Annotated in this window: 13 protein-coding genes; 5 read left to right on the top strand and 8 right to left on the bottom strand. The window is 71.1% G+C overall.

Features of this window, described 5'->3' with window-relative positions:
* Positions 1-44 precede the first annotated feature (44 nt).
* From FHY03_RS14295 to FHY03_RS14265, 7 genes are all read right to left on the bottom strand, one after another.
* Positions 45-1298, bottom strand: coding sequence for an N-succinylarginine dihydrolase (locus FHY03_RS14295; protein WP_183919651.1), 1254 nt, complete (start codon positions 1296-1298; stop codon positions 45-47).
* Positions 1295-2326: an arginine N-succinyltransferase gene (locus FHY03_RS14290; protein ID WP_183919653.1), complete on the bottom strand. Its 1032-nt coding sequence runs from the start codon at positions 2324-2326 to the stop codon at positions 1295-1297. Before FHY03_RS14290 ends, FHY03_RS14295 begins: the two co-directional genes overlap by 4 nt.
* Entirely contained in the window at positions 2323-3525 is a 1203-nt protein-coding gene (locus FHY03_RS14285; protein ID WP_183931473.1) for a hydrolase, read from the bottom strand. The genes FHY03_RS14290 and FHY03_RS14285 overlap by 4 nt, the downstream gene beginning before the upstream one ends.
* 44 nt (positions 3526-3569) lie before the next feature.
* Positions 3570-4058, bottom strand: a complete 489-nt coding sequence (locus tag FHY03_RS14280; RefSeq protein ID WP_183919657.1) for an RNA pyrophosphohydrolase — start codon at positions 4056-4058, stop codon at positions 3570-3572.
* Positions 4059-4123: 65 nt separating this feature from the next.
* Positions 4124-5065, bottom strand: coding sequence for a DUF808 domain-containing protein (locus FHY03_RS14275; protein ID WP_183919659.1), 942 nt, complete (start codon positions 5063-5065; stop codon positions 4124-4126).
* Positions 5066-5132: 67 nt separating this feature from the next.
* Positions 5133-6542, bottom strand: a complete 1410-nt coding sequence (astD, locus tag FHY03_RS14270) for a succinylglutamate-semialdehyde dehydrogenase (RefSeq protein ID WP_183931472.1) — start codon at positions 6540-6542, stop codon at positions 5133-5135.
* Positions 6543-6783: 241 nt separating this feature from the next.
* Positions 6784-8142: a protein adenylyltransferase SelO family protein gene (locus FHY03_RS14265; RefSeq protein WP_183931471.1), complete on the bottom strand. Its 1359-nt coding sequence runs from the start codon at positions 8140-8142 to the stop codon at positions 6784-6786.
* Between the two features lie 37 nt (positions 8143-8179).
* Between FHY03_RS14265 and FHY03_RS14260 the strand changes: the two genes are divergently transcribed.
* From FHY03_RS14260 to FHY03_RS14250, 3 genes are read left to right on the top strand one after another with little or no spacing between them, the layout of a single operon-like run.
* Complete coding sequence (locus FHY03_RS14260) at positions 8180-9055, top strand: alpha/beta fold hydrolase (RefSeq protein ID WP_183931470.1); 876 nt, start codon at positions 8180-8182, stop codon at positions 9053-9055.
* Between the two features lie 40 nt (positions 9056-9095).
* Positions 9096-9851 (top strand): SDR family oxidoreductase, encoded by a 756-nt coding sequence (locus FHY03_RS14255; RefSeq protein WP_183919666.1) that lies wholly within the window; start codon positions 9096-9098, stop codon positions 9849-9851.
* Between the two features lie 5 nt (positions 9852-9856).
* A complete protein-coding gene (locus FHY03_RS14250; protein ID WP_183931469.1) occupies positions 9857-10990 on the top strand; it encodes a glycosidase in 1134 nt (377 codons plus the stop codon).
* A 47-nt stretch (positions 10991-11037) separates the two neighbouring features.
* Here the strand turns inward: FHY03_RS14250 and FHY03_RS14245 are convergent, their stop codons facing one another.
* Entirely contained in the window at positions 11038-11280 is a 243-nt protein-coding gene (locus FHY03_RS14245; protein ID WP_183919671.1) for a hypothetical protein, read from the bottom strand.
* A gap of 132 nt (positions 11281-11412) precedes the next feature.
* On the opposite strand from FHY03_RS14245, the gene FHY03_RS14240 reads away from it, so the two are divergent.
* A complete protein-coding gene (locus tag FHY03_RS14240) occupies positions 11413-12549 on the top strand; it encodes a glycosyltransferase (protein WP_183931468.1) in 1137 nt (378 codons plus the stop codon).
* A gap of 76 nt (positions 12550-12625) precedes the next feature.
* A complete protein-coding gene (locus FHY03_RS14235; protein WP_183919675.1) occupies positions 12626-14029 on the top strand; it encodes a nitronate monooxygenase in 1404 nt (467 codons plus the stop codon).
* Positions 14030-14031 lie beyond the last annotated feature (2 nt).

The raw sequence follows: 14031 nt of genomic DNA, 5'->3' as shown, positions 1-14031 counted from the left end.
CGTCGCCGGGCACGGCGCAAGCAGCATGCCGAGTGGCGGCCACCTCACTCCAGCTCCTCCAGCCCCAGCACCTCCAGCAACGCGCGCCGCGCCGTCTCGACCTGCGCGATCAGCCGCGGGTCCCCGATCGAGTCGGGCGCGATCGACTCGGGCCAGCAACGCTCGATCACCGCCGCGACCGTGTCGAGCCGGTCCGAGTCGACGAGGAAGCGCGGGTCGACCGTCGCTGGATCGCACGCGACGCGCAGCCGCAGGCACGCCGGCCCGCCGCCGTTCGCCATCGACTCGCGGACGTCGACCACCTCGACGCGGCGGATCGCGCCATTGCCGGCGAGATGGCGCTGCACCCAGCCCCAGACGCGCGGGTTGGCGCGCGCTTCCTCGGGCACGACCAGCGTCGTCGCGCCGTCGGGAGGCGTCACCAGCTGCGCGTTGAACAGGTAGGAGCCGATCGCGTCCTCCAGCGTCACCTCGGCGGCGGGCACCTCGACGATCTCCGCCTCGGGCAGCAGCGCGGTGAGCGCCCGCTGCACACCGGCGCGATCGGCGAAGGCCTGCTCGTGCGCCAGTAGCACGCGCTCGTTCGCCACCGCGACGACGTCGTTGTGGAAGGCGCCGGCCGCGATCGCCGCCTCGGCCTGCTCGACGAACAGGGTGCGCGCGGGGTCGAGCCGGTGCGCGCGCGCCACCGCGCGGCTCGCCTCCAGGTGTTGGCGCGCGGGGAAGGGGCCGCCCGTGGCGCCGTAGACGAACAGCTCGACGCCGGGCGCCCCATGGTGGGCGCACAGCCGCATGTGATTGGCGGCGCCCTCGTCCCCGAAGGGCGCCGGGATCGGCGCGTGCACCGCGAAGGCCGGGTGCGCGAAGGCGAGCCGCAGCTGTGCCAGCGTCGCGGGCCACTCGTGGCTGCGATGCGGCATCGTCACCAGGTTGGCGACGGTGAGATGGCAGCGACCGTCGCCGGTGTCGGCCGCCGGCGAGACGGTCGCGGCATTGGCGGCCCACATCGCCGAGGCGGACAGCGCGCGCGCGCGCAGGAACGGCGCCGCCGCGGCGTAATCGGTGTGGAGCGCGGCGAGCCAGTCGTGATCGGGGCGGGGGTGCGGCAGCAGCACGCCCTGTATGAGCCCGAGCGCGAGATTGGCGCGCATCTTCGCCACGCCCTGCAGCGCCGCGGCGCGCGGGTGCGCCACCGCGCCCGCATTGGCGGTGGCGGCGAGGTTGCCGGGGCTGAGCCCGGCGTAATTGTGGCTCGGCCCGACGATGCCGTCGAAGTTGATCTCGCGCAGCACCGTCATATCCGTCCGATCCAGCTCACCGTCGCGCCCGGCTCGATCGCCAGCGCGGCGGCACATGCGCGATCGAGCGCGACCCCGCCCTCGACCTCCCGGACCGCGCCGTAGGCGCAGCGGAACGCTCCGAGCCGCCCGGTCGCGACCAGCGCCTCCGTCCCGCTCGCGGCCGAGTCGCCAGCTCCGTCGATCGTCACCAGTTCGGCGTCGCGCGCATCACGGACGGTGCGGATCTGGTCGGTACGCGCCGTCATGGTCGGCCCGCCGTCGAAGATGTCGACGTAATTCTCGAAGGCGAACCCCTCGTGCTCGAGCATCCGCATCGCGGCGCGACCGGACGGGTGGGGCAGGCCGATGGCGGCACGCGCGCCGTCGGTCAGCATCGCGGTGTAGATCGGGTGCTTGGGCATCAGGTCGGCGATGAACTGGTGGCCGTTGATCGCGTTGAACTCGTCGGCCTGCTGGAAGCTCATGCCGAAGAAGCGCCCGGCCAGCCCGTCCCAGAACGGCGATCCGCCCGCCTCGTCGATCACGCCGCGCAGCTCGGCCAACGTCCGCTCGGCGAAGCGCTGCCGGTGCGCGCGAATGAAGAGGTAGCGGCTGCGCGCGAGCAGCAGCCCGAGCCCGCCGGCGCGCTCGCCGGGATGGAGGAACAGGCCGCCGACTTCGCTCGCCCCCTCCAGGTCGGTGGTGAGCGTCAGCATCTCGGCGCGGAAGGTACGCTCCAGCTCGCGGCTGTGCTGCGTCAGCGTGCCGATGCGATAGCTGTAGAAGGGATGCTTCTGCCCGACGTGCGTGATCAGCTGGCACGTCCCGCGCACGTCGCCGGTGGCGGTGTTCTCCAGCATCAGGACGAACAGTTCGTCGCGCAGCGTCGCATCGTCGCGCCCGAACGCCTCGGCGCAGCGCGTCAGCTTGGCGCCCAGCGCGGTGCGGTCGGGGGGCAGGTTGGTGAAGCCGCCGCCGGTCAGCTTCGCCATCTCGTACAGGTGGGGTAGGTCGCCCGGCTGCGCGGCGCGGATCACGAAGGTCATGCCAGCGCTCCCTCGGCGATCCGCAGCATCGTCACCGCGGACAGCGCGGCGCGCTCGCTCAGGCTGTCGACGATCAGATATTCCTCCGCCGAGTGGATCGCGCCGCCGCGCGCGCCCATCGTGTCGACCACGGGGACGCCGCAGGCGGCGATGTTGTTGCCGTCGCACACGCCGCCGGTATCGCGCCAGGCGATCGCCTGGCCGAGGTCGGCGCCGCTCGCGCGCACCAGCTCGAACAGCCGGGCCGCACCCGCGTCGATCGGCTTGGGCGGACGGTTGAAGCCGCCGTGCACCTCCACCGACACCTCGTGCACCGCCGCCACCTCCGCCGCGGCCCGCTCGACCAGCGCCTGCGCGCGCGCGATCTCGCCCGCGTCGGCGGGGCGGAAGTTGACGCGCAGCACGGCGAGATCGGGCACGACGTTGTTCGGCCCACCGCCGTCGATCCGCGCCGGGTTGACCGCCAGCCGCGGCGAGCGCTCGGCATGGAGCCGCAGCGCCAGCGCACTCGCCGCCACCACGGCGTTGCGCCCGTCGGTCGGGTTGCGTCCGGCGTGCGCCGCGCGACCGCGCACCACGATCGAGAAATTGCCGGTGCCGCCGCGCGCGCCCGCCAGCGTGCCGTCGGGCAGCGCCGGCTCGTAGGTGAGCGCGGCGACCTTGCCGCGCGCCGCCTCGGCGAGCAGCGCCGCCGAGGAGAAGGAGCCGGTCTCCTCGTCAGAGTTGATCACCACATCATAGCCGAAGCGCGCTCCTTCCGCCTCCACCGCGAGCAGCGCCTCGAGCATCAGCGCGAGGCCGCCCTTCATGTCGGCCACGCCGGGGCCGTTGAGCACGCCCGGCTCGCGCCAGGTCAGTGTCTGAAACGGATGATCCACCGGATAGACGGTGTCGAGATGGCCGGTGAGGAGCAGCCGCACCGGTGCCTCGGGTCGCACCGTCGCGCGCAGGTGGTGGCCGTGCGCCAGCGCAGCGACGCTGCCGTCGGCGCCGACGCTCTCCGCCGCGCCGGGCTCGACCAGCGTCACCTCGCCCGGCAGCGCGGCGAAGGCGTCGGCGAGCGCCTCGGCCATCGCGGAGCACCCCGCCAGGTTGCGCGTGCCGCTGTTGATCGCGCACCAGCGCTCGACCCGTGCCAGCATCCGCGCCGCGTCGAGCCGCTCGACCGCGCCGCTCTCCCCTCTCGTGAGTTCCCCCATGGCGGGCAGCCTAGCGGGGTCGGCGGCGCGAGGCCAGCCGGGCGTCAGCCCGGCAGATTGAGGTGGGCCGCGAAGGCGTGCAGCACGTCGCGGTACAGCTGCTGCTTGAACGGCACGATGAGCGACGGCAGGTCCGCCGGCTCGGCCCAGCGCCAGGCGCGGAACTCGGGATGCGGCGTGTCGATGCGGATGTCGGAGTCGGTGCCGTCGAAGCGGAACAGGAACCAGCGCTGGCGCTGGCCGCGATACTTTCCCTTCCACACCTTCCCGATCATCTCCGGCGGCAGGTCGTAATAGAATTCCTGCGGCGCCTCGGCGATCAGCGTCACCTTGTCCGCGGTGACGCCGGTCTCCTCCCACAGTTCGCGCGTCGCCGCGGCCTGCGCGTCCTCGCCCGGATCGATCCCGCCTTGCGGCATCTGCCAGGCCTCCAGCACGTTATCGAGCCGCTGCCCGACGAACACGTTGCCGTCGCGGTTAAGCAGCATCACGCCCGCGCAGGGCCGATAGGGGAGGGTGCTGGGGTCGGTCATGCCGGTCGCCTTAGCGCGACCGGGCGAAACGGTGAAGCGCCGGCGTCGGCGTCGGCGCGCGCGGCTCAGTGCGCCGCCGGGTCGCCGCGATGGAAGAGATGGAGCAGTCCCGCGATCGCGCCGCCGACCGCGAGCCCGACCACGCCCGACAGCGTCGCGGTGAGCAGCCAGCCGAGCACCGCCCCCAGCGCCGGCGCGCCGTGCTCGACCCGCTCGGCGAGAAGGTGGACGAGGTGCTGCGGCGCGCGCCACCCGAGCGTCTCCGCGCCATGGAGCAGGATGCCGCCGCCGACCCACAACATCGCCGCGGTGCCGATCACCGCGAGCCAGCGCATCAGCACCGGCACGCCCTTGACCAGCCCGCGCCCGATCGCGCGCAGCGGCGAGGACGCGCTCTTAGCGAGGTGCAACCCTACGTCGTCCGCCTTCACGATCAGCGCCACCACGCCGTAGACGCCGGCGGTGATTGCCACCGCCACCACCGCCAGCGTGATCGCCTGCGTCAGCAGGGGCGTGTCGGAGACTTCGCCGAGTGCGATCGCCATGATCTCGGCGGAGAGGATGAAGTCGGTGCGGATCGCGCCCGAGACCTTCTGACGCTCGAGTTCCGCCGGGTCCGTCGCGGCGTCGGCGGTGTCGTCATGGTGCTGGCCCGAGAGCGCCTCGATGACTTTCTCGGCGCCCTCGAAGCACAGGTAGCCGCCGCCCAGCATCAGCAGCGGCGTGATTGCCCAGGGCGCCCAGGCGCTCAGCCCGATCGCGATCGGCAGCAGGAAGACGATCTTGTTGCGCAAGGACCCCAGCGCGATCTTGCCGATGATCGGCAGCTCGCGCTGCGGGGACAGGCCGGTGACGTAACGCGGCGTCACCGCGGTATCGTCGACGACCACGCCCGCCGCCTTGGTGCCGGCCTTGGCGGCGGCGGCGCCGACGTCATCGAGCGAGGCGGCGGCGAGCCGGGTCAGGCCCGCCACGTCGTCGAGCAACGCGACCAATCCGCTGGGCATCATCTATCTCCCTGTTCGCGCGCGCTGATGCCCGGCGCGCCCGGGACTGTCGAGGGCCGGCGGGTGCTCAGCCGTCGGCGAGGCCGATGCCGATCGAGGCGCGCGCCGCCTCGGCCTCGTTCGAGACCACCGGATAGGCGCAGTAATCCGCTGCGTAATAGGCGCTCGGTCGATGGTTGCCCGACCAGCCGATGCCGCCGAACGGCGCCGAGGAGGAGGCGCCGTTGGTGGGCTTGTTCCAGTTGACGATGCCGGCGCGCGCGCCGGCCCAGAAGCGGTCGAACAGTGCAGGCGTCTGGCTGATCAGCGAGGCGGACAGGCCGTAACGCGTGGCATTGGCCTCGGCGATCGCGGCGTCAAAATCGTCGACGCGGACGACCTGGAGCAGCGGGCCGAACAGCTCCATGTCGGGCCGCTCGGCCACGTCGGTGACGTCGATGATGCCGGGGGTGAGGAACGGTCGCTCGGGATCGGGGCGTGCCATATGGCGGACCGGGCGACCGCCCTTCATCATCAGCGCGAGGAAACTCTCGCTCAGCCCATCGGCGGTGTCATTGTCGATCACGGGGCCCATGAAGGGCTGCGGCTCGTCGTGCGGCGCGCCGACGATCAGTCGGTTGGTCAGTTTGGTCAGCTCCGCGAGCAGGCCGTCGTACAGAGTGTCCTGCACGATCAGCCGCCGTGCCGCGGTACAGCGCTGTCCCGCGGTGGTGAAGGCCGACTGCGCGACCAACACCGCGGCGGTGTGCAGGTCGGGGGTGTCCCACACCAAGATCGGGTTGTTGCCGCCCATCTCGAGCGCGAGGATCTTCTCGGGCTTCTCGGCGAAGGCGCGGTTAAGCGCGATGCCGGTGCGCGCCGAGCCGGTGAACAGCAGCCCGTCGATGTCGGGATGCGCCGCGAGTGCGCGCCCCTCGGCCGGCCCGCCGATCACCAGGCGCATCGTCTCCGTCGGCACGCCCGCGGCGTGCAGGCACTCGATCAGGAACAGGCCCGTCGCCGGGGTCTTCTCGGACGGTTTGAACACGACCGCATTGCCCGCGATCAGTGCCGGGACGATGTGGCCGTTCGGCAGGTGCGCCGGGAAATTGTACGGGCCCAGCACCGCGAGCACGCCGTGCGGCTTGTGGCGCAGCGCCATGCGGCTGTTCATCGGCGCGTCCATGCGGCGCTGCGCGGTGCGCTCGGCGTAGGCGGTGACCGAGATGTCGACCTTGGCGACGACGCTGTCGACCTCGGTGCGCGCCTCCCACAAAGGCTTGCCGGTCTCGCGCGCGATCACCTCGGTGAAGGTGTCGGCGCGCTGGCGCACCACGTTGGCGAAGCGGCGGAGCGTCTCGATGCGGAAGGAGAGCGAGCGCGCCGCCCAGGGCACGAAGCCGTCGCGCGCCGCGGCGACCTCCTGATCGACGTCGCTCGTCGGGCCGCGCCAGAGCTCGGCGCCGGTGGCGGGCTCGTACGAGATCAGTTCTGCCATGCCGCTCTCTTCGCGCACTTTGCGTATCTTGCCAATCGGGTGCGGGGAAGGCGCACGCCCTGCTCTGCCGCCGTCATCCCGAGCTCGTCTCCGAATCCACGAGCGGCCGGGACGGACGACGCGGTGTTCGCGGCTTGGTGGATTCCGAGACGAGTTCAGGACGACGCTCGAGGACGGGGCGGGCTTGTACGGCCGATGTTTCTGCGCATGCGGGAGCACTAAGCGACGCCCACGCCGAGTCTCACCCCAGCGCCTCGGCCATCTGCCGTATCGCCGCCAGCTTGGCCGCGAACGCGCCCCAGTCGTCGCGCTCGGCGATCGGTGCCCAGATCGCCTCGACCTCGTCGATCAGCACCGCGCACGGCTCCCCACGCCAGTACGCATGGTCGCGCGACGTGCGTGGCGCGTGGTCCGCCAGCGCCGCGCGCACCGCGTCCCACTCGGCGCCGTAGCTTTCCGGCAGCTCCTGCGCGAACACGTCGAAGAAGAAGCGGTCGAGCCCGACGCCGCTCGCGCGCAGCGCGCGCTCGACCGCCTGCACCAGCGCGCGGTCGCTCGCCGGACCGAGCGGCGCGCGCCCCATCCGCCACAGCAGCGCCTCCGCCACCGCGGGCTGATACGCCTCCGCGAACCGGTCGAGCGCCGCCACCAGCGGATCGCTCTCCGCGATCAGCCGCAGTGAGGAGGCAAGCTGCATCACGTCCCACAGGATCGCCTCGGGCTGACGACCGAAGGCGTATAGACCGCCATAGTCGAAATAGGCCGCGGTGAAGCCCGGGTCCCACGTCGGCGCGAAGCGCCACGGGCCATAATCGAAGCTCTCGCCGGTGACGTTGATGTTGTCCGAATTGAGCACGCCGTGGACGAACCCCGCCGCCATGTAGCGCGCCGCCAGCACCGCGGTGCGTGCCACCACCAGTTCGAGCAGCCGCACAGGGTCATCGCCGGGTTCATCGTACAGCTCGGTCAGCATGTACCGCACGAGCCGCCGCATGGCGTCCTCCTCGTGGTGGTAGGCGAGCCGCTGGAAGGTACCGATGCGGATATGTCCATGGCTCAACCGCACCAGCACCGCCGCGCGCGTCGGCGAAGGTTCGTCGTTGCGCTCCAGCGCCTCGCCCGTCTCGATCAGCGAGAAGCTGCGCGACGTCGGCACGCCGAGCGCCTCGAGCATCTCGCTCGCGAGCACCTCGCGCACCCCGCCCTTGAGCGTCAGCCGGCCGTCGCCGAAACGGCTCCACGGCGTCTGCCCCGATCCCTTGGTGCCGAGATCGAGCAGCCGCCCGTCGCGGTCGCGCAGTTGGGCGAAGGTGAAGCCGCGACCGTCGCCGAGATCGGGGTTGTACGCGCGGAACTGGTGCCCGTGGTAGCGTAGCGCCAGCGGCTGCTCCAGGTTGTCCGGCAGCGGCGCGAAGCGGCTGAGATGCGCGATCCACTCATCGTCGTCGAGGCCGTTCAGCCCGACTTCGGCCGCGGCGCGATCGTTGCGGAAGCGCAGCCGAGTCTCCGGGAAATTCGCGGCTCGGACGGGATCGTAGAAGGGCTCGCCGAGCGACAGGATCCGGCGCTCGGGGCGATATGCTTGCGGGTCGAAGGGCATGCGTGGATATGGGGGGCGCGGAAGCGGGGAAGCAAGCATGGCAGGATTTCGCGACGTCTACTGGTGGTCCGCTGACGGACTGCGGCTGCACGCGCGCGACTATCCCGGCCCGGCGTTCGACGCCGCCCCGCCGCTGCTGTGCCTGCCGGGCCTGACCCGCAACGTCCGCGACTTCGAGCCGCTGGTCGCCGCGCTGGGCGGGCGGCGGCGCGTGCTCGCGGTCGAGTTCCGCGGCCGCGGCGAGAGCGGCTACGCCAAGGACCCGATGACCTATGTGCCCCTGACCTACGCGCAGGACGTGGTGGCGCTGCTCGCCGACCAGCAGCTGGAGCGCGTCGTCGCCGTGGGAACGTCGCTCGGTGGCATCGTGACGACGCTGCTCGCGGGCATGCTGCCGGGGCGCATCGCCGGCGCGCTGCTCAACGACATCGGGCCGGCGATCGAGCCCGGCGGGCTGGCGCGCATCCGCGGCTATGTCGGCAGGCCCAGCGTTTATCCCACCTGGCTCCACGCCGCGCGCGGGCTGCAGGAGGCGAACGCCGATGTCTATCCCGGCTGGCGCATCGACCAGTGGCTGGCAATGGCCAAGCGGCTCTATCGGCTCAACAGCGCGGGGCGGATCGTGCTCGACTATGACCTCAAGATCGCCGAGCCGTTCCGGCTGCCCGGCGGCGAGGCTGGGCCCGACCTGTGGCGCGCCTGGGCGACGCTGGGCGACGTACCCGTGGTGGTCGCGCGCGGGGAGCGCAGCGACATCCTGAGCGACGCCACCGCGCGCCGCATGGTCTCGGCGCTGCCGCGCGCCGAGCTGGTGACGGTGCCGGGCGTGGGACACGCCCCGCTGCTCGACGAGCCGGGGCTCATGCCCGCGATCGATCGACTGCTCGCCGCGACCGCGGAACCCGCGCGCTAGCGGTTCGTCTCGCTCGGTCGGGGTGAGCGAGAGGACCAGCATGACCGGGATCAGTGACGCGCATTGCGCGCAGACGACGCTCAAGGGGCGGCGTGCGATCGTCACCGGCGGCACCACCGGGATCGGCCGAGCGATTGCCGTGCTGCTCGCCGCGGAGGGCGCGCACGTTTACCTCGTCGGCACCGATCAGGCGCACCTCGACGACGCGCTGGCGCGCGTGCGCGAGGTCGGTGCGGGCGACGGCGGCCTGTTCGATCTCAGTCGTCCCGACCAGGTCGGCGGCGCCGTGGACGCCGCGAGTCTGGCGCTCGGCGGCTATGACCTGGTCGTGGCCAACGCCGCCGAGGCCGCGAGCGGCGTGACCGAGATGGACGAGGCCGCGCTGCAACACGCGATCGCGCTCAACTTCACGCACTATCTGCTGCTGACCCAGCGCGCCGCGCGCGACATGACGGAGGGCGACGTGGTGATGATCGGCTCGACCAGCGCCTATGTGCTCGGGCCGCACTCCACCGTTTACGCCGGGATCAAGAGTGGGCTGCAAGGCTTCTCGATCGCGCTGCGGCGCGAGCTCGGACCCAGGGGCGTGCGCGTCGCGCTGGTCGAGCCGGGCCTCACCGGCTCGGACATGCAGCTGCCCGACATCCCGCCTGAGAAGCAGCGGGAGATGATCGGCGAGGAGAAGATGCTGCGCGCCGAGGACATCGCGGTGGGCGTGCACTACCTGCTCACTCAGCCGCGCCGCGCGGTGGTCCAGCGGCTGACGATCAGCCCGCGCGTGCAGGATGGAGACTGACCGCCATGGCCACCGACTTCTCTCACGACTCCCTGGTGTTCGGCCCCGGCGACGTTGACCTGTCGCGTTCCCCGCTGGCCGGGCATCTCGACGCCGAGACCTATGTGCTCGGCGCCTTCAACCCCGGCATGACGCGGCTGGCCAACGGCAATCTGCTGCTGATGGTGCGAGTCGCCGAGGCGCTGCGTCATCCCGTGCGCGACCAGCAGATCCACGCCATCCGCTGGGACGGCGACCGCTACGTGCTCGACGCCTGGCCGCTGTCGCTGGTCGACACCTCCGACCCGCGCAAGTTCATGATGCGCGGCGGCGGCTGGAAGGTGATGGCGCTGACCTCGCTCTCCTGGCTGCTGCCGGTCGAGCTCGACGCGAACGGCACGCGCGTGCAGACGGTCCACTACGACCGGGCGATCGCGCCGCGCGCCGCCTACCAATGCTACGGCGTCGAGGACGCGCGGATCAGCCGCGTCGACGGGCGCTATTACATGACGAGCTGCTCGGTCAGTCCGGAGCGCCACTGCACCACGCTCTACACCAGCGACGACGCGCTCGACTGGAAGCTCGAGGGCATCGTGCTCGACCATCAGAACAAGGACATGCTGATCTTCGAGGGAAAGGTGCGCGGTGCGTTCTGGGCGCAGACGCGGCCACTCGGCGATTTGTACTTCGCTTATCCGCCCGACAGCGAGTGGCGCGCGGGGCCGTCGATCAACCTCGCCACGTCGCCCGACACGCTCCACTGGAAGCCGCTCGACGCTCCCGGTATCCGGCCGCACGCCAAGACGATGGCGACCGCGCGCATGGGGGGAGGGGCGCCGCCGGTGCTGACGACGGTCAACGGTCAGGAGGGCTGGCTGACCTTGTGGCACGGCGTCGAGCCCTCGGGCGTCGTCGGTATCTACCGCACCTATTGGACGCTGCTGGATCGCGACGACCCGTCGCGCACGCTCGCCACCAGCGATGACGCGCTGCTGGAGCCGGCGCCGGCGCTGACCGAGCCACTGAAAGAGCAGATGTACCTGGACAATGTCGTCTTCACCACGGGCATCGCCGACGGCGGCGATCACTGGGTGGTGGCGAGCGGGGAAGCGGACCTGGCGTGCCGGATCACGCACGTGCCGAAGCGGGCGATCGGCTGACCGCGCCGACGTGGCCGGCACCGCGCGGGGCGGTGCCGGCAGACGGCTCAGTTGCTGTCCGAATCGTCGCCGTCATCGACCGCGATGATCACGCCGGCGACCACGACCGCGGCGGCCAGCACCAGGCCGACGATCGCACCGGGGCCGGCGAGCTCGCTCTTGCCCTTGCCAGCGGACGACGCGCGGGCCGACTTGGCGACCGACAGCGAGGCGGCGGGGTTGGCGGCGGCGAGCGCCGGGGTCGCGGTGAGCGCGAGCGCGCTGCCGGCGGCGATGATCGACTTCAGCATAGAAAGAACTCCCTTGGTTCCGCGAGCGACGGCACGGGCCAGGTCTCTCGCCATTTACCTTAAGCACGAGAATCGCGTGAAAATCGCCGCCAAGATGATGCGCGCGTGCTTTCGCGCCGCTATGTGGCCACCATGCCACAGCCGCTCTCGTTTCTGCATGTCCTGCCGAGCTTCGATCTCGACGCACGTGGTGCGCGCGTGGCGCGGTTGATGACCGCGTTCGGCGATCGAGCGCGGCATCGACTGATGGTCGCTGACGCCACGCGGCTGACGGCGCGGCATCGTATCGGCAAAGGTGTTCGATACGAGATCGCGCAGGAGGTGCTGCCGCTCGCCGGCAAACCCTCGCTCGGGCGCTACGAGGCGCTGGCGAAGCTGATGCGCGGCCACGATCTCGTTCTCACCTACGACTGGACCGCGATCGACGCGGTGATGGCGCGGCGGGTGTTCGCGCGCGGGCTTCCGCCGGTGATCCACCATGAGGACGGCTTCGTCGGCGCCGAGGCCGGCGGGCTGCGCCGCGACCGCACGATCTACCGCCGCCTCGCGCTGTCCGCCGCGCACGCGCTGGTGGTGCCGAGCCGCGCGCTGGAGCGCATCGCGCTTGAGACGTGGAAGCAGCCGCGCGCGCGAGTCCATCGCATCGGCAACGGCGTCGCCACTGCGCTCTATGCCGAGCGACCCGACCCGCGCGCGCTTCCCGGCTTCGTCCGCCACGAGCGCGAGCTCGCGATCGGCGCGGTCGGCGCGCTGCTGCCGCACAAGGACCTGCCCGCGCTGGTGCGCGCGGTGGGCGGTCTGTCGGCCCGCTTTCGCCTCGTCATCGTCGGCGACGGGCCCGAACGCGCCGCGGTCGAGCGCGCGGCGCTGGCGATGGGCATCGACGATCGGGTCGTGCTCACCGGCGCGGTCGAGCGACCGTACCCGTACATGGGGCTGTTCGACCTGCTCGCCTTGTCGTCGACGAGCGAGCAGTCGCCGACCAGCGTGGTCGAGGCGATGGCGGCGGGGCTGCCGGTGGTGAGCCCGCCAGTCGGCGACGTCGCCGAGATGGTCGCGCCCGAGAACCTGCCCTTCGTCACCGAGCACCCCGGCGAGGTGCGCCTGCGCGACGCGATCCAGACGCTCGCCGGCGATCCCGCGCTGCGCGAGCGCATCGGCGCCGCGAACCGTGCCAAGGCTCGCGCCGAGTTCGACGAAATCGACATGATCGCCCGCTACGCCGCGCTCTACGCCGAGGTCGCGGGGCGACCCACTTGTCTCGGTTGAGTCGCAATTTTGTCGCGCTCCCGCCCGATTGCTTTATACGGACGCGCGCTACGTCAGTGATGGAAGTGGGAAGAGCGTGTTCAAGGGGCTGAAGCCGATCGTCTATGGAGGCCGCGAGGTGTGGCCGCTGGTGGAAGGTGGCAAGGGCGTCGCCGCGACCAACCACGCCTCGGCCGGGGCTTGGGCCGCGGCGGGCGGGATCGGTACCGTCTCCGCGGTCAACGCTGACAGCTACGATCCCGACGGCAAGATCATCCCGCAGGTCTATCGCGCACTCACCCGGCGCGAACGCCACGAGGAACTGATCGCCTATGCGATCGAGGGCGCGGTGCAGCAGGTGCAGCGCGCCTGGGAGATCGCGGGCGGTAAGGGCGCGATCAACATCAACGTGCTGTGGGAGATGGGCGGCGCGCCGCGCGTGCTCCACGGGGTGCTGGAGCGCACCCGCGGGCTGGTCGCAGGCGTCACCTGCGGCGCGGGCATGCCGTACAAGCTCAGCGAGATCGCCGCGTCCTACAACGTCAGCTACCTGCCGATCGTCAGCTCGGGCCGTGCCTTCCGCGCTTTGTGGAAGCGCGCCTATTCCAAGGCCAGCGAGTGGCTCGCCGCGGTGGTCTACGAGGATCCCTGGCTCGCCGGTGGCCACAATGGCCTGTCCAACGCCGAGGACCCGCTCAAGCCGGAAGATCCGTATCCGCGCGTGAAGGCGTTGCGTGAGACGATGCGCGAGGGCGGCATCCCCGACAGCACGCCGATCGTCATGGCGGGTGGCGTCTGGTACCTGCGCGACTGGAACGACTGGATCGACAATCCCGAGCTCGGCGCGATCGCCTTTCAATACGGCACGCGCCCGCTGCTGACGCGCGAGAGCCCGATCCCCGAGGCTTGGAAGGCCAAGCTGCTGGAGATCGAGGAGGGCGAGGTGCTGCTACACCGCTTCTCACCGACCGGCTTCTACTCGTCGGCCGTACGCAACCCCTTCCTGCGCTCGCTCGAGGCGCGGTCGGAGCGCCAGATCGCCTTCTCGACGCAGGAGGCGGGCGACCACGTCTTCCAGCTCGACGTCGGCGTGAAGGGCAAGAACTTCTGGGTGACGCGGAACGATCTGCTGCGTGCGCGGCAGTGGTTCGGCGAAGGCTACACCGACGCGCTCAAGACCCCCGATAACACGCTCGTCTTCGTCTCACCCGGGGAGAAGGCCGATATCCGCAAGGATCAGGCCGATTGCATGGGCTGTCTCAGCCAGTGCCTGTTCTCGAGCTGGGCCGACACCGAGACCAACTCGACCGGCCGCCTCGCCGACCCGCGCAGCTTCTGCATCCAGAAGACGCTGCAGGACATCGCGCATGGCGGCGACACTGACCAGAACCTGATGTTCGCCGGCCACGCCGCTTATAATTTCAAGCGTGATCCCTTCTACTCGAACGGCTTCGTGCCGACGGTGCAGCAGCTGGTCGATCGCATCTTGACCGGCGACTGAGG

The sequence above is a fragment of the Sphingomonas sp. BK345 genome, from assembly GCF_014193845.1.
In the GTDB taxonomy this organism is placed as follows: Bacteria; Pseudomonadota; Alphaproteobacteria; order Sphingomonadales; family Sphingomonadaceae; genus Sphingomonas.
This window is presented reverse-complemented; position numbering and strand designations above follow the sequence as displayed.